Raw genomic sequence first — 21,247 nt, 5'->3', positions numbered from 1 at the left:
TTTACCGGACGGTTACGAAACTTTACCCCCACCCCCTGACCGTCCGGTCTTCCGGGGTGTGCCTTTTCTAAAAAAGGTCTTATTTTTTAGTGTCCTTTCGTGGTTTTCGTGGCAAAAACGTCCTTGTCGTTATTTTTCCGTGTTTTCAGTGGATTCCGTGGCTAAAAACCTACTTGAGCATAGGCTTCAAATAACGCCCGGTATGTGACGCCGGATTGTCCGCCACCTCCTCCGGAGTTCCCTCGGCAATAATCCGCCCGCCACCAGAACCACCCTCGGGTCCGAGGTCCACAATCCAGTCCGCCGTTTTAATCACATCCAGGTTGTGCTCGATCACTACAATGGTGTTGCCATGGTCCCGCAGCCGCTCCAGTACGGTCAGCAACTGCTGGATGTCGTAGAAATGCAGGCCGGTAGTGGGCTCGTCGAGGATGTACAGGGTTTTGCCGGTGTCGCGCTTGGACAGTTCCTTGGCCAGTTTTACGCGCTGGGCTTCGCCGCCGGATAGGGTGACGGCGCTTTGGCCGAGGCGGATGTACGACAAGCCAACGTCCATCAGGGTCTGCAGTTTTCGGGCGATGAAGGGGACGGCGTCGAAGAATTCGCGGCCTTCTTCAACGGTCATTTCCAGCACTTCGTTGATGTTTTTGCCTTTGTAGCGGACTTCCAGGGTTTCGCGGTTGTAGCGTTTGCCTTTGCAGATGTCGCAGGGCACGTACACGTCGGGCAGGAAGTGCATTTCTACTTTTATTACGCCATCGCCCTGGCAGGCTTCGCAGCGGCCGCCTTTGACGTTGAATGAGAATCGGCCGGGTTTGTAGCCCCGGGACCGGGCTTCCTGGGTGCCGGCGAAGAGTTCACGGATGGGGGTGAACAGGCCGGTGTAGGTAGCCGGGTTGGATCTGGGGGTTCGGCCGATGGGGCTCTGGTCTATGTCGATGACCTTGTCCAGGTGGTCCAGGCCCTTGAGGTTTTTGTAGGGGGCGTGGCTCAGGCTGGTGGCTTTGTTCAGCTTGGCTGCCGCCACCGGATAAAGGGTGGCGTTGATCAGGGTGGATTTGCCCGAACCGGATACGCCGGTGATGCAGGTCATCACGCCCAGTGGCAGGTTCAGGGTGACGTTCTGCAGGTTGTTTCCGGAGGCACCGGATAGCACGAGTTTTCTGCCGTTGCCTTTGTTTCGGACTTTGGGAACGGCAATTTCCTTTTCGCCACTGAGATACTGGCCGGTCATGGACGCCGGGTTGGCGATGATCTCGGCCGGGGTGCCGCGGGCGACGATTTCGCCGCCGTGTACGCCGGCGCCCGGGCCGATGTCGATCACGTAGTCGGCGGCGCGGATGGCGTCTTCGTCGTGCTCCACCACGATCACGGTGTTGCCCAGGTCCCGGAGGTGAGTGAGGGTTGCCAGCAGGCGGTCGTTGTCACGCTGGTGCAGGCCGATGGATGGCTCATCCAGTATGTACATGACGCCCACCAGGCCCGCGCCTATCTGGCTGGCCAGGCGGATGCGTTGGGCTTCACCGCCGGACAGGGTGTCGGCGCTGCGTTCCAGTGTGAGGTATTCCAGCCCGACGTTAACGAGGAATTGCAGGCGTTCGCGTACTTCCTTGAGGATTTTCTCGGCAATTTCACCTTTGCGGCCGGGCAGGGCCAGTTCACTGAAGTAGCGGTGGGCGTCGCCAACCGGCAGCCGGGTAATCTCCGGCAGGGTACGCTCTTCGATAAACACATGACGGGCGCTGCGGCGCAAGCGCGAACCGCCACAATCCTTGCAGGGCTGGGTGCTGAGGTTGCGGGCCAGTTCTTCCCGCATGCTCTGGGAGTCGGTTTCCCGGTAGCGGCGTTCCAGGTTGGGTAGTATGCCCTCGAACGGATGCGCCTTTTCCATGATATGGCCGCGGGAATTTACATACCGGAAGGTGATGTCTTCATCGCCGGAACCATACAGCAGGGCCTGCTGGAAGTTCTCCGGCAGCTCTTCCCAGGGTGTTTCCAGGTCAATGCCGTAGTGCTCTGCCACGCTGGTGAGCATCTGGAAATAGTACACGGCGCGGCGGTCCCAGCCTTTGATGGCACCGGAGGCCAGCGTGGCCTCCGGGCTCTGGATGACTTTTTCAGCATCGAAAAACTGACGCACGCCCAGGCCGTCGCAGGTGGGGCAGGCACCGGCCGGGTTGTTGAAGGAGAACAGCTTGGGTTCCAGTTCGCTCAGAGCGTAACCGCACTGGGTACAGGCGTAGCGGGCTGAGAAGGTGTGTTCCTCGCCTTCACCGGTCATGGGCGCGACCAGGGCAATGCCGTCGGCAAGCTCCAGGGCGGTTTCAAAGCTCTCGGCGAGCCGCTGCTCCAGGCCTTCCTTCACCTTGAACCGGTCGACCACCACATCAATCTGGTGTTTGCGCTTTTTATCCAGCGCCGGCACGTCGTCGATATCATAAACGGTGCCATCTACCCGCAAGCGAATGAAGCCCTGGCTGCGCATGGTGTCGATCACCTGCAGGTGTTCGCCTTTGCGATCCCGGATGACCGGGGCCAGGATCATCAGTTTGCTGCCTTCCGGCATGGCCATCACCTGGTCGACCATCTGGCTTACGGTCTGGGCTTCCAGCGGCTGGCCGTGGTCCGGGCAGCGGGGTTCACCGGCGCGGGCGAATAGCAGGCGCAGGTAGTCGTATATCTCGGTGATGGTACCCACCGTGGAACGCGGGTTGTGGGAGGTGGATTTCTGCTCGATGGAAATAGCCGGGGAAAGGCCTTCGATGTGGTCCACATCGGGCTTTTCCATCATCGACAGGAACTGGCGGGCATAGGTGGACAGCGATTCCACATACCGGCGCTGGCCTTCGGCATAGAGTGTGTCGAACGCCAGGGAAGATTTACCGGAACCGGAAAGGCCTGTGATGACAATCAGCTTGTCCCGCGGCATATCCAGGTCGATGTTCTTCAGGTTGTGGGTGCGCGCACCCTTGATCTGGATATGATCCATAACACCTCGCTTGGGTAAAAACGTCCATTATATCGGTTTCGGGTAGCGCCGGCTAAACCGTGTGCAGCGGCCGCTGGCTGCTCTCCACTGCTCTCTGCCACCCCGTTGTGAGTAGTCCCGTCTGCCGGGAGCATCTGCTACAATGCGCCGCTCGCAGTGACAGGCTGCGCCCATACATTCAACCAGTCCGGCACGGGTTTGCATGAACGCGCTTGAAAAACGCTCAGTAGTAGCTCTGGCATCGGTATACGCCATGCGTATGCTGGGGCTGTTCATGGTGATGCCGGTCTTTGTTTTGCTGGGCAGCGACCTCGAAGGCGCAACGCCCGCACTGATCGGTTTCGCAATTGGTGCCTACGGCCTGAGCCAGGCACTGCTGCAGATTCCGTTCGGTTTGCTGTCAGACCGGGTTGGCCGCAAGCGGATGATCTACATCGGCCTGGTCCTGTTCGCAGCCGGTAGTGTGCTGGCTGGCGCTACCGATTCCATATACGTAGTTATTGCCGGGCGGATTCTTCAGGGTGCCGGTGCGATTGCCAGTGTGCTGATGGCGTTGCTCAGTGATCTCACCCGGGAGGAGCAGCGCACCAAGGCCATGGCCACCGTGGGCATTTCCATTGGCCTGTCGTTTTCGGTCTCCCTGGTTATGGGCCCGCTGCTGGGTGCTGCCTGGGGGCTGTCCGGGATTTTCTATACCACGGCGGTACTGGCGGTACTGGCGCTGGTGGTGGTTGCCCGGGTTGTGCCCACACCGCACCAGCACAAGGTCAGTGCTGACACCCATCCGGCCCGGGAAATGGTCAGCCGTGTCCTGGCGGATGGCCGGCTGCTACGGCTCGATTTCGGCATTTTCATCCTGCACTTTGTACTGACCGCACTGTTCCTGGTGTTCCCCACCATGTTGCAGGACCAGCTGGGGCTGAAGGCCAGTTCCCACTGGTGGTTCTATCTCAGCGTTATGATTACTTCGTTCTTCGCCATGGTGCCGTTCATCATCGTTGGCGAGAAAAAACGGAAAATGAAGCCGGTGCTATGCGGCGCCATCGCCCTGCTGGCATTGGCGGCTGCGTCGATGACCGGTGTCGGCCAGAGCCTGTGGCTGGCGTGGGCTGTGCTATTCTTCTTCTTTATGGCGTTCAATCTGCTGGAAGCCAGCTTGCCGTCGCTGATCAGCAAAGAAGCCCCGGCTGCGGCCAAGGGCACCGCCATGGGCGTGTATTCCACTTCCCAGTTCTTCGGCGCGTTTCTGGGTGGTGCACTGGGCGGCTGGCTGTTGCAGACCGCTGGCCTGGAAGGTGTGCTCTGGCTGATGGCCGCAGCGCTGGTGGTATGGCTGCTGGTGGCGCTAACCATGCCGGCACCGGGTTACACCACCAGTTTTGTGGTACAGCTGAAAAACGCCGTGAGTATCAGTTTTGACGAGATTGACCAGAACCTGCGAAAACTGCCAGGCGTGGAAGACGTGGTGATCGTGGAAGAGGCCGCCATGGCGTACCTGAAGGTAGACCGTCAGCATTTTCGGGAAGAGCAGCTTGCGCACTTTGAATTTGTGCGGCAGGGTAGCACTACTTAAAACACAGGATGCCTGCATGGAACGCAGGCGTTCAGCAAAAGAGACCAGGAGCATACAATGGCACGAGGCGTAAACAAGGTAATTCTTATCGGTAATCTGGGCCAGGATCCGGATACCCGTTACACCCCGAACGGCAACGCGGTGGTAAACCTCAACCTGGCGACCGATGAAAGCTACAAGGATCGTCAATCCGGCCAGTTGGTACCGAAAACCGAGTGGCACCGGGTGGTGTTGTTCGGCAAGGTGGCTGAAGTGGCAGGGCAGTATCTGCGCAAAGGTTCCAAGGTGTATATCGAAGGGCGCCTGCAAACCCGCAAATGGCAGGGGCAGGATGGCCAGGACCGTTACACCACCGAGATTGTGGTGGATATCAACGGCCAGATGCAGATGCTCGACAGCCGTGGTGGCGAAGGCGGCATGAACCAGGGCGCGCCCCAGGGCCGGCCCCAGCAAGCGGCCAGCTACAACAACCCGCCCCCGCAACAGCAGCAGGGTGGCCAGGGTAACCAGGGTGGCGGGTACAGCAACCAGCCGCCCCAGCAGCAGGGCGGCGGCATGCCGGAGCCGATTGACGACTTCGATGACGATATCCCCTTCTGAGTGAGCCATTTTTCTAGGTAAATCAAGTGTTTGTGAAATTTGCGCTACACGTATAGGCTGTTGGTAGGCCTATTGCAAACCTGACTTATCCTCGCCCAGTAATGGGCTTGAACCTCGAAAGAGGGAGGGGAGTGCAGCATGTCAGGAAAAGGCGGGTGGCGGTGAAAGAGTCTAACTTGCGCCCGTCATTACAGGCCCCATACGGTTAAGCCTGATTGGTTGAACCATAGTCCTTTGTGGGTTTCAGGATATCAGTGACCTATGACTCTTGAGAGGTCACTTCACGTGTAGTCGGTCGGGGAAGTTGTTAGAACGCCCGGCTAACCAACCACGTGATACGCGCTCGGTGAGAGTGTTAAGGGGACGTAAGTGGAACCTAAGTGGGACGCACGTTGACTACCTGGCAGCCTGTCGGACTTGCACCTGACAGGCGCCGGATCATCGGGTGCGAACCGATCAAGCACGGATAAGTGGTGTTGATCACGCGCCACCGCCACCTTCGGCGTCTACCGCGGCAACGACCGCATCATCTACTGGCGCGAAGTCCCCGCCAACTGAATCCAATCTCATGGGGGAAGAGGCTTACTCTTCCTCCCCCTCCGGATGATCCATCCCCAACTCGTTAATCTTCCGGGTCAGCGTATTCCGTCCCCAGCCCAGCAGTACCGAGGCATCCCGGCGGCGGCCGCCGGTGTGTTTCAGGGCGGCTTCGATCATGATTTTCTCGAACTCCGGCACCGCGTTGTCCAGGATCGCTTTCTTGCCCCGCTTCAGTTCCAGTTCGGCCCAGTTTTTCAGGCCTTCCTGCCAGGTCTGGCCGGTGCCGGTGTTGTCGGTGTCGGCCTGGTGCAGCAGTTCCGGGGGCAGGTCGTCTACGTGGATTTCCCGGCCGCTGGCCATGACGGTCAGCCAGCGGCAGGTGTTTTCCAGTTGGCGCACGTTGCCGGGCCAGGGCAGGGTGGTCAGGTATTCTTCGGCGTCTGGCCGCAGGATTTTTGCTTCTACCGCCAGTTCCTTGGCGGCCCGCTTCAGGAAGTGCTGCATCAGCTTGGGGATGTCTTCCCGGCGTTCGGCCAGTTTGGGCAGGTGTACGCGAATTACGTTCAGGCGGTGGAATAAATCCTCCCGGAAGCTGCCGGCCTGCACCAGTTTTTCCAGGTCCTGGTGTGTGGCGGCGATGATGCGCACATCCACTTTGATGGGGGTGGTGCCGCCTACCCGGTAGAATTCGCCATCGGCCAGTACCCGCAGCAGGCGGGTCTGGGTGTCGGCGGGCATGTCGCCGATTTCGTCCAGAAACAGGGTGCCGCCGTTGGCTTGCTCAAAGCGGCCCTGGCGGGTGGCGCCGGCGCCGGTGAAGGCGCCTTTTTCGTGGCCGAAGAGTTCCGATTCAATCAGGTCTTTTGGGATGGCGGCCATGTTCAGGGCGATGAACGGGTTGTGGGCCCGGGGGCTGTGGTTGTGCAGGGCCTGGGCCACCAGTTCTTTACCGGTGCCACTCTCGCCGTTGATCAGCACGGTAATGTTGGAGTTGGAGAGCCGGCCGATGGCCCGGAACACCTCCTGCATGGCGGGTGCTTCGCCGATGATTTCCAGGTTTTTCTGAACCGACTCCATCTGTGGTTCCGCCGCGGCCTTTTTCTCGTGGCTGTGGGCGATGGCCCGCTTAACCAGGGCCACGGCTTCATCCACATCAAAGGGTTTGGGCAGGTATTCGAAGGCACCGGTCTGGTAGCTGGTCACCGCGCTGTCCAGGTCGGAGTGGGCGGTCATGATGATAACGGGCAGGTCCGGGTGCTTTTTCACGATCCGGGACAGCAGGGTAATGCCGTCTACGCCGGGCATGCGGATGTCGCTGATGATGGCATCCGGTTGTTCGTGCTCCAGGCGCATCATGATGCTTTCACCGCTGTCGAATACGCGGGGGTGCAGGCCGGCCTGGGTAAGGGCACGGTCCAGTACCCAACGGATGCTTTTGTCGTCGTCTATGATCCAGACGTTTCCCGTTCGGCTCATTGGTTGTCCTCCAGAGGCAGGAAGATGATGAAGTCGGTTCTTCCCGGTTCACTCTCGCATTCCACCAGCCCGCGATGCTGGCCGATGATGCTTTGGGTAATGGAAAGCCCCAGGCCCGTGCCGGACGCCCGGCCACTGATCATAGGGTAGAAGATGTTCTGCAGCAGTTCCGGCGGTATACCCGGGCCGTTGTCGATGATGTCTACCCGGCACACCAGGCGGTGGCGTCGGTGGCCGATGGTGAACTGGCGCAGGGCCCGTGTGCGGAAGGTGATGGTGGGCATGTCGCCGCTGTGGCTGTCTACCTGGTTTTCGAAAGCGGCTTCCATGGCGTTGCGGGCGATGTTCAGGAAGGCCTGGATCAGCTGTTCCTTGTCGCCGGTGAATTCCGGAATGCTGGGGTCGTAATCCCGCTTCAGGCGCACCCGGCCCTTGCTTTCGGCTTCAATCAGGGTGCGTACCCGTTCCAGTACTTCGTGGATGTTGGTGCTGGCCATTTGCAGGGCCTTGTTGGGGCCCAGCATGCGGTCTACCAGGCTGCGCAGGCGGTCGGCTTCGTTAATGATCACCTGGGTGTATTCGCGCTGGTCTTCGCTGTTCAGTTCCCGGTCCAGCAGTTGCGCCGCACCTCGAATGCCCCCCAGCGGGTTCTTGATTTCATGGGCCATGCCGCGCACCAGGATGCGGGTGGTTTCCTGCTGGGAGATGATGTCTTCTTCCCGGCTGATGCGCAGCATCCGGTCTTTCGGCTGGATTTCGATCACCAGCTCGGTGGGGTCTACGCTGACCGGGGTTACCGAATAGTCTACGGTGAAGCGTGAGCCTGTCAGCAGGGCGAACTCGGCCTCGCGGCGGGTGTAGGACTGGCCGTTGTTGAGGGCTGCGTACAGGGTCTTCAGGGCGTCGCTGGAGTCGATTAGCAGGTCGCCCAGCGGTTGGCCCCGGGTGCGGGTCAGGCTGGTTTCAAACAGGTTCTCGGCCGCCGGGTTCAGGTAACGGATAGTGAGGTCTTCGCCCAGCACCAGAAGGGAGGTGCTCAGGCTGTCCAGAATGCTTTTGTATTTACTGTCCGGGGCGGCGGGCGGCTGCGACGTCATGCTCGGCTTCCGTTTTCGTTTCATGCGTGTACCCCGGTTTTGCAAAATCCGAACCAGTTTTGCTGGCTCGCAGAAAAAAATGGGCAACGGCCGGGCGCGGGCTGGCCTGTGGGGCATGGCGGTGCTGTGGCTTGGTGCAGATGGTGCGGGAAAGGCTACAGGCAGCCGGCGATTTGCCCCTTCGCTGCCCAGAGTATGGCGTTAATGTGGTGCGTATGCACTAAATTGGTGCAACTAATTCCGGATGCTACCGCTGATGTGTTATCGGCGCAGGACAGACGGGCGATGAACGGTAAAGCTGATGCCGGGGCCGGTTTTCACCTGAACGCCCTGGTCGTCCACGATATGCACTCCGGCCTGGTGGGTGCCGCGATCAATGTTGTTCACGGTTACCGAGCCGGAGGAGCTCTGGCCTACGGGCTGGCCGTCGAGGGTGATTTCGTATTTGTGGCCACGCTGCAGGCCGGGGGTGCTGCGCACTTCAAAGGTGACGTCGCCACTGCCGCTGTGGAAGGCCTGGTCGTTTTGCGGGTGCACAAAGGTGAGGCTGTCGTAGTTGGCACCTTCCTTCTGGACTTCTTGCCGCAGCTGGTCGGTTTCTCGCACCACTTCCGGTTTGGGCAGGGTGATGGTGGTAACCGGTTTTACTTTTACGGTTTCGCTGCCCTGCATCGGCTCGTCTGAGAAGGTGACGTTGCCCTGGGCATCCACATGCCGGTACACCTCTGCGTGGGCGCCGGCGGCGGCCAGTAAACAGAATCCGGTTACAAGGGCGAGAGGTGTTTTCATAATAAAGGCCTGCGTTGATCAACTGCCTCGATTATCGGCGCCGCTGGCGGGGTTTTCAACGGCTGATACAAAAAAGCCCCGCACCGGGCGGGGCTAGCTGTTACCGGGCTGCACCAAATTGGTGCGGCGGCTTAGCAGGAGTAATACAGTTCGAATTCAACCGGGTGAGTGGTCATGTTGATACGCTCAACTTCGCCACGCTTCAGGTCGATGTAGCCGGCAATCATGTCTTCGGTGAACACGCCGCCGCGGGTCAGGAACTCGTGGTCTTCCGCCAGGCAATCGAGCGCCTCCTGCAGGGTAGTGGCTACCTGCGGGATGTTCATGGCTTCTTCCTTCGGCAGGTCGTACAAGTCCTTGTCCATGGCATCGCCAGGGTGGATCTTGTTCTGGATGCCGTCCAGGCCGGCCATCATCAGGGCGGCGAAGGCCAGGTACGGGTTGGCTGCCGGGTCCGGGAAGCGCACTTCGATACGGCGTGCCTTCGGGCTGCTTACGTACGGAATCCGGATGGAAGCGGAACGGTTACGGGCAGAGTAGGCCAGCATGACCGGGGCTTCAAAGCCGGGTACCAGGCGCTTGTAGCTGTTGGTGGCCGGGTTGGTGAAGGCGTTGATGGCCTTGGAGTGCTTGATGATGCCGCCGATGTAGTACAGGGCCATTTCGCTCAGGCCGGCATAGCTGTCACCTGCAAACAGGTTTTTGCCGTCTTTGTTCAGGGACATGTGTACGTGCATGCCGGAACCGTTGTCACCCACGACCGGCTTGGGCATGAAGGTGGCGGTTTTGCCGTAGGCGTGGGCTACGTTGTGCACGCAGTACTTCAGAATCTGAACTTCGTCTGCCTTGCGGGTCAGGGTGTTCGGGCCAACGCCGATTTCACACTGGCCGGCTGTGCCCACTTCGTGGTGGTGCACTTCGATGGTCAGGCCCATGCTTTCCATAGCCGCACACATAGCGCCACGCAGGTCGTGCAGGCTGTCTACCGGCGGAACCGGGAAGTAGCCGCCTTTTACGCCCGGGCGGTGGCCGATGTTGTTGCGGTCGAAGTCTTCGCCGGATACCCAGGCGGCTTCTTCGGAGTGCAGGGAGTACATGGAGCCCTGCATGTCGGTCTTCCACTTCACGGAGTCAAAGATGAAGAACTCGGGCTCCGGGCCAAACAGGGCGCCGTCGGCAATGCCGGTGGACTTCAGGTATTCCTCTGCGCGCTGGGCAACGGAGCGGGGGTCGCGCTCGTAACCCTGCATGGTTGTCGGCTCTACAATGTTGCAGGTGATGTTAATGGTGGTTTCTTCGGTGAACGGATCCAGCACGGCGGTATCGTCAACCGGCATCAGGATCATGTCGGACTCGTTGATGCCTTTCCAGCCAGAAATAGAAGAGCCGTCGAACATCTTGCCGTCGGCAAAAAAGTCTTCGTCTACTTCAGTGGCAGGCAGTGTAACGTGCTGTTCTTTACCGCGGCTGTCGGTGAAGCGCAGGTCAACCCATTTGACTTCGTGTTCTTTGATCAAATCAATCGTCTTGGACATTGTGCATGCTCCGTAGTGATTTCGTGTTCGTTGTGCCGGATCGTTCAGTGTGCTGAGGCCCGATCTCTTGCAGGTGAAGGCAGCTTACCAGAAGCCTTTGGCCCTTACCTTTCAATTACGGCTGCTCCTCACTAAGCAAGTGCCTTGCCAGTTTTGTGTAACTGCGCCACAACAGCGCAGTGGCAAGGCTTTGGTGCGTTGTGTGTGCAAAACTGTACGGTGGCCGGCCTGGAATTGCACCAGAATAGCGCACCACTTTGGTGCGAAAACCGGTGGATTGCCTGATATCAGTGCGCCGGAAGGGTTGGTTACATATTAGGCACTATTCTTCATATTATCGACATGGACTTTTCGATATACTGCGCGCCGCTAATTTCTGCAGGATACCCGTTGTGATTGATAAGCTTAGAAACGTCGCCATCATTGCCCACGTTGACCACGGTAAAACCACCCTGGTTGACCAGTTGCTGCGCCAGTCTGGCACCCTGGACCGTAAAGAGCTCGAAAACGAGCGCGTTATGGACTCCAACGACCAGGAAAAAGAGCGTGGCATTACCATTCTGGCAAAAAACACCGCGCTGAAATGGAAGGACTACGATATCAACATCGTAGACACCCCGGGCCACGCTGACTTCGGTGGCGAAGTTGAGCGGGTAATGAGCATGGTAGACAGTGTGCTGCTGGTGGTGGATTCCATCGACGGCCCCATGCCGCAAACCCGCTTTGTTACCCAGAAAGCTTTCGCAGCGGGCCTGCGTCCGATTGTGGTTGTGAACAAGATCGACCGCCCGGGTGCGCGCCCGGACTGGGTTGTAGACCAGGTCTTTGACCTGTTCGATAACCTGGGTGCCACCGACGAGCAGCTGGACTTCCCGATTGTTTACGCCAGCGCCCTGAACGGCATTGCCGGTATGGACCATGAAGACCTCCAGGACAACATGGACGCCGTGTTCCAGGCGATTGTTGACCACGTGCCTGCGCCTTCTGTTGACATGGACGGCCCGTTCCAGATGCAGATCTCCCAGCTGGACTACAACAGCTTCCTGGGTGTAATCGGTATCGGCCGTATCATGCGCGGTAAAGTGAAAACCAACACGCCGGTGGTGGCTCTCGGTGCCGACGGCAAGAAGCGTAACGGCCGTATTCTGAAGATCATGGGCCACTCCGGCCTGCAGCGTGTAGAGGTTGAAGAAGCCCAGGCTGGCGACATTGTGTGCGTGAGTGGCCTGGACCAGCTGTTCATTTCCGACACCCTGTGTGATCCCTCTAACGTAGAAGCCCTGCCGGCGCTGACCGTTGACGAGCCCACCGTATCCATGACCTTCCAGGTAAACGATTCGCCGTTTGCCGGTAAAGAAGGGAAATACGTGACCAGCCGTAACATCAAAGAGCGCCTGGAAAAAGAGCTGCTGCACAATGTGGCACTCCGTGTTGAAGAAGGCGATTCAGCGGACAAGTTCAAGGTGTCTGGCCGTGGTGAACTGCACCTTTCGGTTCTGATCGAGAACATGCGCCGCGAAAACTTCGAGCTGGCCGTAGGCCGCCCGGAAGTGGTGGTCAAGGAAGTAAACGGCCAGAAGGAAGAGCCGTACGAAAACGTGATCATCGACATCGAAGAGCAGCACCAGGGCGCGATCATGGAGCAGATGGGTCTGCGTAAGGGTGACATGACCAACATGATCCCGGACGGCAAGGGCCGAATCCGCCTGGAATACACCATTCCTGCCCGCGGCCTGATCGGTTTCCGGAACACCTTCCTGACCATGACCTCCGGTACCGGCATCCTGACCTCCACCTTCAGCCACTACGGCCCGGTGAAGATGGGTGACGTAACCAGCCGCCAGAACGGTGTTATCGTTTCCATGGCTACTGGCACTGCGCTGACCTACTCCCTGGAAACCCTGCAGAGCCGGGGCAAGCTGTTCCTGGACCCGGGCCAGGAAATCTACGAAGGCCAGCTTTGTGGTATCCACAGCCGCGACAACGACCTGGTGGTTAACCCCACTAAGGGCAAAAAGCTGGACAACATGCGTGCCTCCGGTAAAGACGAAGTGATCGGCCTGGTGCCGCCCATCAAGTTCACCCTGGAGCAGGCGCTGGAGTTCATCGACGACGATGAGCTTGTGGAAGTAACGCCCAAGTCGATCCGTCTGCGCAAGAAGCTTCTGACCGAGAACGAGCGCAAGCGCGCGGGTAAGAAGTAAAAGACTTTTTGCCACGAAATCCACGAAAGGACACGAAAGAAAGAAACTCATTGGCCACGGACACTCACTGACCCTCACGGACAAAAATGCTTTAGGCAGTTGTCCGTGTGATTCCGTGAGTGTCCGTGGCAAAACAATAATCATTTTCTTTTAAGTTTTTTCGTGTTCTTTAGTGGATTTCGTGGCAAAGCAATCCCTCCTTTATTGTCCTTGCATATCTCAGCTAGACTGCCGTTATCCCTGAAACGGAGTTCGTCATGCTGAACCTCTACCCGGACATCGAACCCTACGCCCGTCATCGCCTTGCGGTGGACGAACCCCATGAGCTGTACCTGGAAGAATCCGGCAATCCGGATGGCATTCCTGTGCTTGTGGTTCACGGTGGCCCGGGTGGTGGGTGTGAGGATTACCATCGTCGGTTTTTCGATGCCGAGCGTTTCCGGATTATCCTGATGGACCAGCGCGGCGCTGGCCGTTCCACGCCTTTGGCGGAGTTGGAAGGCAACAGCACCGACAAGCTGGTTAAGGATATGGAAACCATTCGCCAGTTTCTGGGTATTGACCGCTGGTTGCTGTTTGGTGGCAGCTGGGGCTCCACGCTCAGCCTGGTGTATGCCGAAACCTATCCGGAGCGGGTTCTCGGGCTGGTGTTGCGGGGCATTTTCCTGTGCCGGCCGCGAGATATTCAGTGGTTTTATCAGGAAGGCGCGAGCCGGGTGTTTCCGGATTACTGGCAGGATTTCCTGGCCCCGATTCCCGAAGCTGAGCGCGGTGATATGGTGACGGCCTACTATCGCCGGCTCACCAGCGCCAATGAACTGGAGCAGATTCAGGCGGCCAAGGCCTGGTCGATCTGGGAAGGCCGTTGCGCCACCCTGCATCCGAACCCCAAGGTGGTGGAGCATTTCGGTCATCCCCATGTGGCCATCGCCCTGGCACGTATTGAGTGCCATTACTTCATGAACAACGCCTTTCTGGAACCGGATCAGATTGTGCGGGACGCGGGCCGGTTGGCGGGTATTCCCGGGGTAATCGTGCATGGCCGTTACGACATGGTGTGCCCGCTGGATAATGCCCTCGCCTTGCACCGGGCCTGGCCAGAAGCCGAGCTGCATATTATCCGGGATGCCGGCCACTCGGCCTCCGAGCCGGCCATTGTGGATGCGCTGTTGCGGGGCGTCGACGAAGTGGTGGCGAAAAGCCTGCCCAGCGCCGGTTGAGCATAGACTTATTATTGGCCTTCAAGGGCTTGCGGCCCCGCTGAGGGACCTATACACTCTTTCGGGTTGCTGATTTTTAACCCTGTGCTCATCTTTGCCAAGGGATGGAATGAAAGGACTGATCCAGCGCGTTTCCGAAGCCAGTGTTACGGTGGATGGCGAAAAGATTTCTGCCATCGGGCCGGGGCTTTTGTTATTGCTGGGTGTGGAAAGGGACGACACACAGAATGAGGCCAGGGACTTGTGCCGAAAAATCCTCTCTTACCGGGTATTCCCCGACGAGCAGGGCCGGATGAACGTTAACGTTCAGGACTCCGGCGGTTCCCTGCTGATTGTTCCCCAGTTCACACTTGCCGCCGATACCGGCTCCGGCACCCGCCCGGGGTTCTCGCTGGCGGCTGAGCCGGAGGTGGCCAATTCCATGTATCAGTACTTTGTTGCCCAGGCCCGTGGTGAGCTTGGGGAGAGTCGTGTGGGGGAAGGGCAGTTCGGTGCAGACATGAAAGTGGCCCTGGTAAATGACGGCCCTGTCACGTTCATGCTGGAAACCGGCAAAAAGGGTTAGTGCACAGAAATGTGACAGAGTTGTATCTGGTGCCTCACAAAAGGGCGGCAGATAAGGTAATGTTTGAGCCGGTTGGTGGTTTTGCTGGCTCGGGTCGCCTTAGTTGATTGTTCTGGAAGCGGTTTTTGGGTTCTGGCCCTGATTTTGGTTAATAAGTCAGGAATGAGTGGTCAGGCAATTGAGGAATAAAGAACTTTGCTTCCTGACCAAAAAAGGCTAAAAATTAGCCCGTGAAAATTTGCAAAAATGCAAGCATTGTATTAAAACAGATTTATCACGCGGAACTTTAACAAAGTTCTGTAAGTGGTTGAGAACTAAGGTTCGGGGCTTTCCCGGCCAGATAAAAAGAAGAAATGTCGGCCCCCTGTTGGAAATAAATGGGGGTTGATCGGGGTTCAGGTAAAACCGGCATTTGCTGGATTTACCAGTAAAAATCGGGGCTTATACCCGTCGAAAACCTGAGTTAACTCAAAAAGGAAGACGCAACATGAAAAAAACTATTCTTGCTTCTGCTATTGCAGCCGCAACCTTCTCTGGCGCTGCTCTGGCCCAGGAAAGCAACCTGCCGACCGTTTACGGTAATATTCAGTACGCACTGTCTTATGAGAACTTTGACGAAGGCCCTAGCGAAGTTGATCACTTTGACAACGGCTCAACTCTGGGTGTTGCCCATAGCCACGAAATTGCACCAGGTATCACCGGCTTCTTCAAAATGGAGCTGGAAGGCATTAACGCTGACGACAAAGCGAAGAGCAGCGGTATCGATAAGCTGGACGAAGCCTACATTGGTGTGAAAGGTGACAGCTTTGGTCAGGTGTGGGTGGGTTCTGACGACTCTACCTACGAATCTGCGATTGAGGTGATTGGTAACTTCTACGAAGTAGGAGGATACAATCTGGCCGGCGGTTATGACACAGGTGAAGGCGACCTGATTCAGTATATGTCTCCGTCTTTCGGTGGCCTGAAGCTGGCGGCTGCTGTTCAGGTTAACGGCGACTCAAAGGAAGGTGGTAAGTCTTATCCGTATCAGTTGGCCGCCATCTACAGTGTAGACGCGCTGGAACTGGCGTTTGCTATGGATTCAAACGACGGTAAACTCAAATACTCCAGCAATGGTCTTGATGACAGCGGCGCCCAAGACCTGAGTGGTAACAACGAGAACACCTACGGCCTGCGCGCTACATACAACCTGGATAACCTGAGCCTGACCGCTCAGTTCCAGACCCGCAAGGACGTTGAAGACAAATTTGGTTTGATGGGTGTTTACACTTTAGGCAAGAACCAGTTTGCTCTTTCTTATGAGCGTTCTGAAGCGGACGGCGATCTGAATGCCCTGAAAGCGGGCGACCAAGATGTAAAAGACATTGTGACCATTCAGGCGCTGCATAACCTGTCTGACAACATGTATGTGTATGTTGAAGGTTACTTCGCAGGCGGAGACCAGGTGCACCAGTGGGATTCCAACGGGGATGACAAGATCACTGATGCTGATTTCGCCACTGACGAGAAAACCCTCGCAGCCGTTGGCGCCGTTTACTACTTCTGATGAGCTAACCAGCTAATCAAGTAGTATCAAAAAGCCGGTGACTCAGGTCACCGGCTTTTCTGTTTTAATAAATCGCACAATTTTCCGCGGAGCTTCCATGGCCACAGAACTCGAAATCAAACTTACTTTGTCTGAGCCTGCACAAGCCAAGGCCCTTGAATGGCTGCTGGCCCGGCCGGAAGCTTCGAAAGGGCCGTGTAAGGCCCTGATCAACCGCTACTACGACACCCCGAACGCAGCCCTTAACGGCGCCCAGGCCGCCTTGCGGGTACGCCAGGCGGGTGACCGGTTTATCCAGACCCTGAAAACCCGGGGCGAGTTTGTGGAGGGCGCCCATCGCCGCGAGGAGTGGGAATGGGAGCTGTCTGACCCGGAGCTGGATTTATCGCTGCTGGAGCAAACGCCTCTGCATGGACAGGTTGATCTGCAAGCGCTGGAACTGGCGTTCGAAACCAACTTCCAGCGGCAGGTAGTCATGCTGGAATCCGGCGCCAGCGTGATCGAAGTGGCGGTGGATTCGGGAGAAATTCTCGGTGGTGGCCGTTCGCTGCCGCTGCACGAGGTGGAGTTCGAGCTGAAGGCCGGCGAACCTGGGGAATTGATGTACTGGGCGCAGGCGCTGGCCAGTGAGGTGCCGGTGTTCCTGAACCTGGTCAGCAAGGCTGAGCAGGGTTACTTCCTTGCCGGAATCTATCATCCGGATATTACGGCTTGCGATGAGCCCTTATCGGTAACGGACCTGCTGCATACCTTGAGCGTAAGCTGGCTGACCGGTGAGCCGGTAAAGCTGCCGGAATCCGCTCTGAGCGCTATTGCCGGGGTTGTCGAGGCGTCGGGTTCTGCTAGTCAGTGGCAACCGCTCAGTGAGCAGCTTCAGGCCGGCACCACCGCCTCAGAGCTTATCCGCCAATTCCCGCACTTGGGCCAGTTGCAGTTAGCCCTGGCTCTTGGTCGTTAATTGGTTCCGGCGTTGCTTTCTTTTTCCGGGACGGCTTCGTTAGCTGCCTTTTGCTCGTTCTGCTCATGCATGGATCGCCACTGCGCCAGAAAATCCCGGTAGCGGTCCAGTGCCTCCTCCACCACGGAAACCTCCGGTGTGTCCGTTGAGCGCACCAATACGATCAGCCCCTTGCCTTCCACTTCCTTGTTGGTGTCCGGATGGCAGATCACTTCGTTGTCGTGGTCGATATAGGCCAGCGCTGTGCCGATGCCATGCCGTACCAGGGCGCTGACGATGTCTGCCCAGGTCAGGTCGTCCAGCTCCAGGTCGTAGCGGTGGGGGTGGTCACGCTCGTAGTTGAACATGTCTTCCAGCACTTTCTCTGAACCTGGCGCCACCACGGCGCGCACCATGATTTCCGGATAGGTTCGAACCGGCCGAATGATGGTGCGCACCCCCAACGCCTTGAAGCGGTCTCGGTTGGCGTCTGTTACGCATTCCACGGTGGTTTTGCCGCCCAGGTTGGATTCGGTTAGCCGGTGGGCGATGTCGAAGGTCAGGCTGTCTGAGAACGGGTCAGACTCGTCGGCCGCGAGTACTATAACATGCCTTGCACTGCCGGCATGTACCGCTTTCAGGCCTTCCGGGTCGTTTCCGGCACCGTGAAAGTGCACCATCCCGCAATCCCGCAGCTCGGCCGGCAGGCCGCCGGGAAACTGCCGGGTCAGCAGCATGATTGGCACTGTGTGGTACTCCGGTATCGACCGGATCTGGGTGGCGAAGCGCATGAAGTATTGCTCGCCACCGGTGCGCGGGGTGTTGATGATTACGATGTGGTCTTTCATGTTGTAGATCCAGCGTCCGGAGAGGATTCGTTCACGGCGGTAGAACCGGTATTCAATATAGTCGCTGACAATCAGCGTAAGCAGGGTAATGGCGGTTACAAACATCAGCACCACGGTACTGATGCGCCCGATAGCGGTTACCGGGGCGTAGTCGCCATAGCCTACGGTGACCAGTGTGGTCATGGTCAGCCACATGGCTTCGAAAAAGCTCAGCGGTTCTACCGCCCAGAGAATGAGGACCTGTGCGGTAACAAGGGCTCCCAGTGTGAAGAACAAGCGGCTAATGCGCTGGCGGATCAGCCCTCCCATGGGTAGGTGTGGCTGCGAGTGTTCCGGGTTCAGCGGGCGACGATTGCGCATCATGGAGTGGGGCTGCCTGTTCAGTCCGTGGCAAGTTCGTTATACAGTACCGGAAATATATCAGAGAGACAGGGGTTTGCGTTATGTCTGAGCCTATGGGTTCGTTACCAGCGGAGCTGTCACAGGCGGATGTTGCCGAGGCCTGCGCCCGCAGTGTGTTTCTGGCCCAGACGCTGGAACGCTATCCGGAGCAGGTTCAGGCCGCGGTTAAGGCCCGCGCACTGTCCGAGCCCACCACAGAAGCGTGGCTGAAACAGCGCTGGGGCGATTTCCTGGCAACCGTTGATTCCGAGCCGTCGCTGCACGTAGCCCTTCGCCAGTACCGGCGGGAAGTGCAGTTCCGGATTATCTGGCGGGATCTGATGAAGTGGGCCGATCTGCATGAAACCATGGCTGCCACCAGTGCCTTTGCCGACGTGGCCATTGATGGCGCTCTCAGCTGGCTTTATGACAAGGTCTGTGAGGAATTCGGTACACCCATGGGCCCCGACCCCATTACCCGTGAACACGTGCCCCAGAAAATGGTGGTGCTGGGCATGGGCAAGCTCGGCGGGCGGGAACTGAATGTATCCTCGGACATCGACCTGATTTTTGCCTTTCCGTCCAAGGGCGAAACCGAGGGTGGCCGGCGGGCCCTGGACAACCAGCAATTCTTTATCCGTCTTGGCCAGCGGCTGATTCAGGCCCTGGATCAGATTACGGCCGACGGCTTTGTGTTCCGGGTGGATATGCGCTTGCGCCCCTATGGCCAGAGTGGTGCCCTGGCGCTCAGTTTTGCGGCACTGGAAACCTACTACCAGGATCAGGGCCGGGACTGGGAGCGCTATGCCATGGTCAAGGCCCGGGTGGTGGCCGGCGACCAGCGGGCGGGGCAGGTTTTGATGGAAAGCCTGCGGCCGTTTGTTTATCGAAAATACATTGATTTCAGTGCCTTCGAATCGCTGCGCACCATGAAAGACATGATCAGCCGGGAAGTGCGCCGCAAGGGACTGGAGAACAACATCAAGCTGGGCAGTGGAGGTATCCGCGAGATCGAGTTTGTGGTGCAGGCTTTCCAGCTGATCCGTGGCGGCCGGGACCGGGAGCTGCAACAGCGGGAACTGCTGAATATCCTGAAAGAGCTGGAAGAGCTGGAGCTGCTGCCATCCTCCGTTGTGAAGGAGCTGCGAGAGGCCTATGTGTTCCTGCGCAACCTGGAGCATGCACTGCAGGGCATGGAAGACAAGCAGACCCAGGTCTTACCGGACGACGAACTTTCCCAGGCCCGGGTTGCCCGCATTATGGAGTTTGATGACTGGGCCGCCTTCCAGCAGGCGCTGGATGAGCACCGCAACCGCGTTGCCCGGCACTTCGCCAACATCATCGCGACCGAGGAAGAGGAAGGCGATTCCGAAAACGGCATGGATGACGGCTGTTACGAACTCTGGCTGGCGGAAATGGAAGAGCCCGCTGCGGTGGAATGGCTGGCGGAGAAAGGTTTCGAAAATCCGGAAGATAGTTACAAGCGCCTGGTGAGCCTGCGGGACAGCCGAACCGTGCAGACCCTGCAAACCCAAGGCCGCAAACGGCTGAACCAGTTCATGCCGTTATTGCTGAACGCGTTGATGGATGTTGAGAATGCGTCGGAAACCCTCGACCGGGTATTGCAGCTGGTAGAGGCCATTTTGCGCCGCACCGCCTACATGGTGCTGCTGGTGGAAAACCCCGGCGCACTCACCCAGCTGGTGCGCCTGTGTAGCGACAGCCCCTGGATTGCCCGCCTGCTGGCTGAAACGCCGCTGCTGCTGGACGAACTGCTGAATGCCGAGAGCCTGTACAGCCCGCCTGCCAAGGAAGAACTGCAGGATGACCTGCGCCAGCAGATGCTACGCATTCCCTACGAAGACCTGGAAGAACAGATGGAGGCGTTGCGTTACTTCAAGAAGGCCCATGTGCTGCGAGTAGCCGCGTCTGAGCTCAAGGGCACCTTGCCCCTGATGAAGGTGAGTGATTACCTGACCTGGATTGCCGAAGTGGTGCTGGACCATGTGGTGGATGTGGCCTTCTCCAACCTGGTCAGCCGCCATGGTTATCCGCGGCGGGCAGATGGTTCGGCGTGTGACACAGACTTCGCCATCATCGGCTACGGCAAGCTCGGCGGTATCGAACTCGGTTACACCTCGGACCTGGACCTGGTGTTTGTACACCAGGCCGATCCGCAACTGGCCACCGATGGTGACAAGCCCATCGACAACGCGGTGTTCTACACCCGCCTGGGCCAGCGCATTGTGCACATTCTCAGCACTCAGACGCCCTCCGGCCAGCTTTATGAAGTGGATATGCGCCTGCGGCCGTCCGGTAACTCCGGCCTGCTGGTCAGCACCTTGCAGGCGTTTGAGAAATATCAGCAGAACGATGCCTGGACCTGGGAGCATCAGGCCCTGGCCCGGGCCCGTGGCGTTGCCGGCTGCCCGGATACCCTTCAAGCCTTCGAGGGTATCCGTCACCAGATTCTGTGCACGTCAAGGGATAAAGCTGCCCTGCGCCAGCAGGTGGTGGAGATGCGGGAGAAAATGCGCAGTAGCCTCGGCACGCCGGAAATCCGGCGGGACGAAGTGTTTCACATCAAACACGATGCCGGCGGTATTGTGGATATCGAATTCATGATGCAGTACCTGATGTTGGCCTGGAGTGCCGAGCACCCGGAGCTGACCCAGTGGAGCGACAATATTCGCCAGATGGAAGAGCTGGGCCGTGCCGGTGTATTGCCGGTGGAGGACACAGAGAAGTTGCGGGAGGTATACATTACCTTGCGTTCGACCATTCACCGCCGGGCGCTGCAAAACCTGAATAGCCAGGTGGAGGGCAGTGCATTTCAGGAAGAGCGTGACTACATCCAAAGTATGTGGAAAAAAGTCATGCTTGAGTAGCAAGCTAAATTTATTTCTGTCCGGCTTTCCTGCTAGAATGCTGGATCCCCGAAAACTGC

General features: G+C 58.2%; 14 protein-coding genes and 1 pseudogene. 9 read left to right on the top strand and 6 right to left on the bottom strand.

Annotated features, from left to right (window positions below):
• Window positions 1-169: 169 nt before the first annotated feature.
• Entirely contained in the window at window positions 170-2,989 is a 2,820-nt protein-coding gene (uvrA, locus tag Q668_RS12440; RefSeq protein WP_022989940.1) for an excinuclease ABC subunit UvrA, read from the bottom strand.
• Window positions 2,990-3,191: 202 nt separating this feature from the next.
• On the opposite strand from uvrA, the gene Q668_RS12435 reads away from it, so the two are divergent.
• The 3 genes and pseudogenes from Q668_RS12435 to Q668_RS17780 form a co-directional block, all read left to right on the top strand.
• On the top strand, window positions 3,192-4,562 hold the full coding sequence (locus Q668_RS12435) for an MFS transporter (protein ID WP_022989939.1): 1,371 nt from the start codon (window positions 3,192-3,194) through the stop codon (window positions 4,560-4,562).
• A 57-nt stretch (window positions 4,563-4,619) separates the two neighbouring features.
• The gene (ssb, locus tag Q668_RS12430; protein ID WP_022989938.1) at window positions 4,620-5,162 is read left to right on the top strand and encodes a single-stranded DNA-binding protein; all 543 of its coding nucleotides are present in this window, start codon (window positions 4,620-4,622) and stop codon (window positions 5,160-5,162) included.
• Between the two features lie 486 nt (window positions 5,163-5,648).
• A pseudogene (locus tag Q668_RS17780) lies at window positions 5,649-5,720 on the top strand (DUF6701 domain-containing protein); the annotation flags it as partial.
• 24 nt (window positions 5,721-5,744) lie between these two features.
• On the opposite strand, the gene glnG reads toward Q668_RS17780, so the two are convergent.
• The 4 genes from glnG to glnA form a co-directional block, all read right to left on the bottom strand.
• Window positions 5,745-7,178 (bottom strand): nitrogen regulation protein NR(I), encoded by a 1,434-nt coding sequence (gene glnG, locus Q668_RS12425; RefSeq protein WP_022989937.1) that lies wholly within the window; start codon window positions 7,176-7,178, stop codon window positions 5,745-5,747.
• Window positions 7,175-8,275 carry a nitrogen regulation protein NR(II) gene (gene glnL, locus Q668_RS12420; RefSeq protein ID WP_022989936.1) on the bottom strand — a complete coding sequence of 367 codons (1,101 nt, stop codon included), beginning with the start codon at window positions 8,273-8,275 and terminating at the stop codon, window positions 7,175-7,177. The genes glnG and glnL overlap by 4 nt, the downstream gene beginning before the upstream one ends.
• A 261-nt stretch (window positions 8,276-8,536) precedes the next feature.
• A complete protein-coding gene (locus tag Q668_RS12410) occupies window positions 8,537-9,064 on the bottom strand; it encodes a DUF4124 domain-containing protein (RefSeq protein ID WP_022989934.1) in 528 nt (175 codons plus the stop codon).
• A gap of 131 nt (window positions 9,065-9,195) precedes the next feature.
• Window positions 9,196-10,599, bottom strand: coding sequence for a glutamate--ammonia ligase (gene glnA, locus Q668_RS12405; protein WP_022989933.1), 1,404 nt, complete (start codon window positions 10,597-10,599; stop codon window positions 9,196-9,198).
• 392 nt (window positions 10,600-10,991) lie between these two features.
• Between glnA and typA the strand changes: the two genes are divergently transcribed.
• From typA to Q668_RS12380, 5 genes are all read left to right on the top strand, one after another.
• Window positions 10,992-12,803, top strand: coding sequence for a translational GTPase TypA (gene typA / locus Q668_RS12400; RefSeq protein ID WP_022989932.1), 1,812 nt, complete (start codon window positions 10,992-10,994; stop codon window positions 12,801-12,803).
• A 257-nt stretch (window positions 12,804-13,060) separates the two neighbouring features.
• Complete coding sequence (pip, locus tag Q668_RS12395) at window positions 13,061-14,023, top strand: prolyl aminopeptidase (protein ID WP_022989931.1); 963 nt, start codon at window positions 13,061-13,063, stop codon at window positions 14,021-14,023.
• 109 nt (window positions 14,024-14,132) lie between these two features.
• On the top strand, window positions 14,133-14,588 hold the full coding sequence (gene dtd, locus Q668_RS12390) for a D-aminoacyl-tRNA deacylase (protein WP_022989930.1): 456 nt from the start codon (window positions 14,133-14,135) through the stop codon (window positions 14,586-14,588).
• 487 nt (window positions 14,589-15,075) lie between these two features.
• On the top strand, window positions 15,076-16,134 hold the full coding sequence (locus Q668_RS12385; protein ID WP_022989929.1) for a porin: 1,059 nt from the start codon (window positions 15,076-15,078) through the stop codon (window positions 16,132-16,134).
• Between the two features lie 97 nt (window positions 16,135-16,231).
• Window positions 16,232-17,092: a CYTH domain-containing protein gene (locus Q668_RS12380; protein ID WP_022989928.1), complete on the top strand. Its 861-nt coding sequence runs from the start codon at window positions 16,232-16,234 to the stop codon at window positions 17,090-17,092.
• Here the strand turns inward: Q668_RS12380 and Q668_RS12375 are convergent.
• Window positions 17,089-18,282 (bottom strand): potassium channel family protein, encoded by a 1,194-nt coding sequence (locus Q668_RS12375; protein ID WP_036219919.1) that lies wholly within the window; start codon window positions 18,280-18,282, stop codon window positions 17,089-17,091. The genes Q668_RS12380 and Q668_RS12375 overlap by 4 nt on opposite strands.
• Before the next feature lie 80 nt (window positions 18,283-18,362).
• Here Q668_RS12375 and glnE point away from each other — a divergent pair, with 80 nt between their 5' ends.
• Complete coding sequence (glnE, locus tag Q668_RS12370; protein ID WP_022989926.1) at window positions 18,363-21,188, top strand: bifunctional [glutamate--ammonia ligase]-adenylyl-L-tyrosine phosphorylase/[glutamate--ammonia-ligase] adenylyltransferase; 2,826 nt, start codon at window positions 18,363-18,365, stop codon at window positions 21,186-21,188.
• Window positions 21,189-21,247 lie beyond the last annotated feature (59 nt).

This window comes from Marinobacter sp. ES-1 (assembly GCF_000475255.1).
GTDB lineage: Bacteria > Pseudomonadota > Gammaproteobacteria > Pseudomonadales > Oleiphilaceae > Marinobacter > Marinobacter vinifirmus.
The sequence above is the reverse complement of the archived record's forward strand: the minus strand, read 5'-3'. Positions and strand labels throughout refer to the sequence as shown.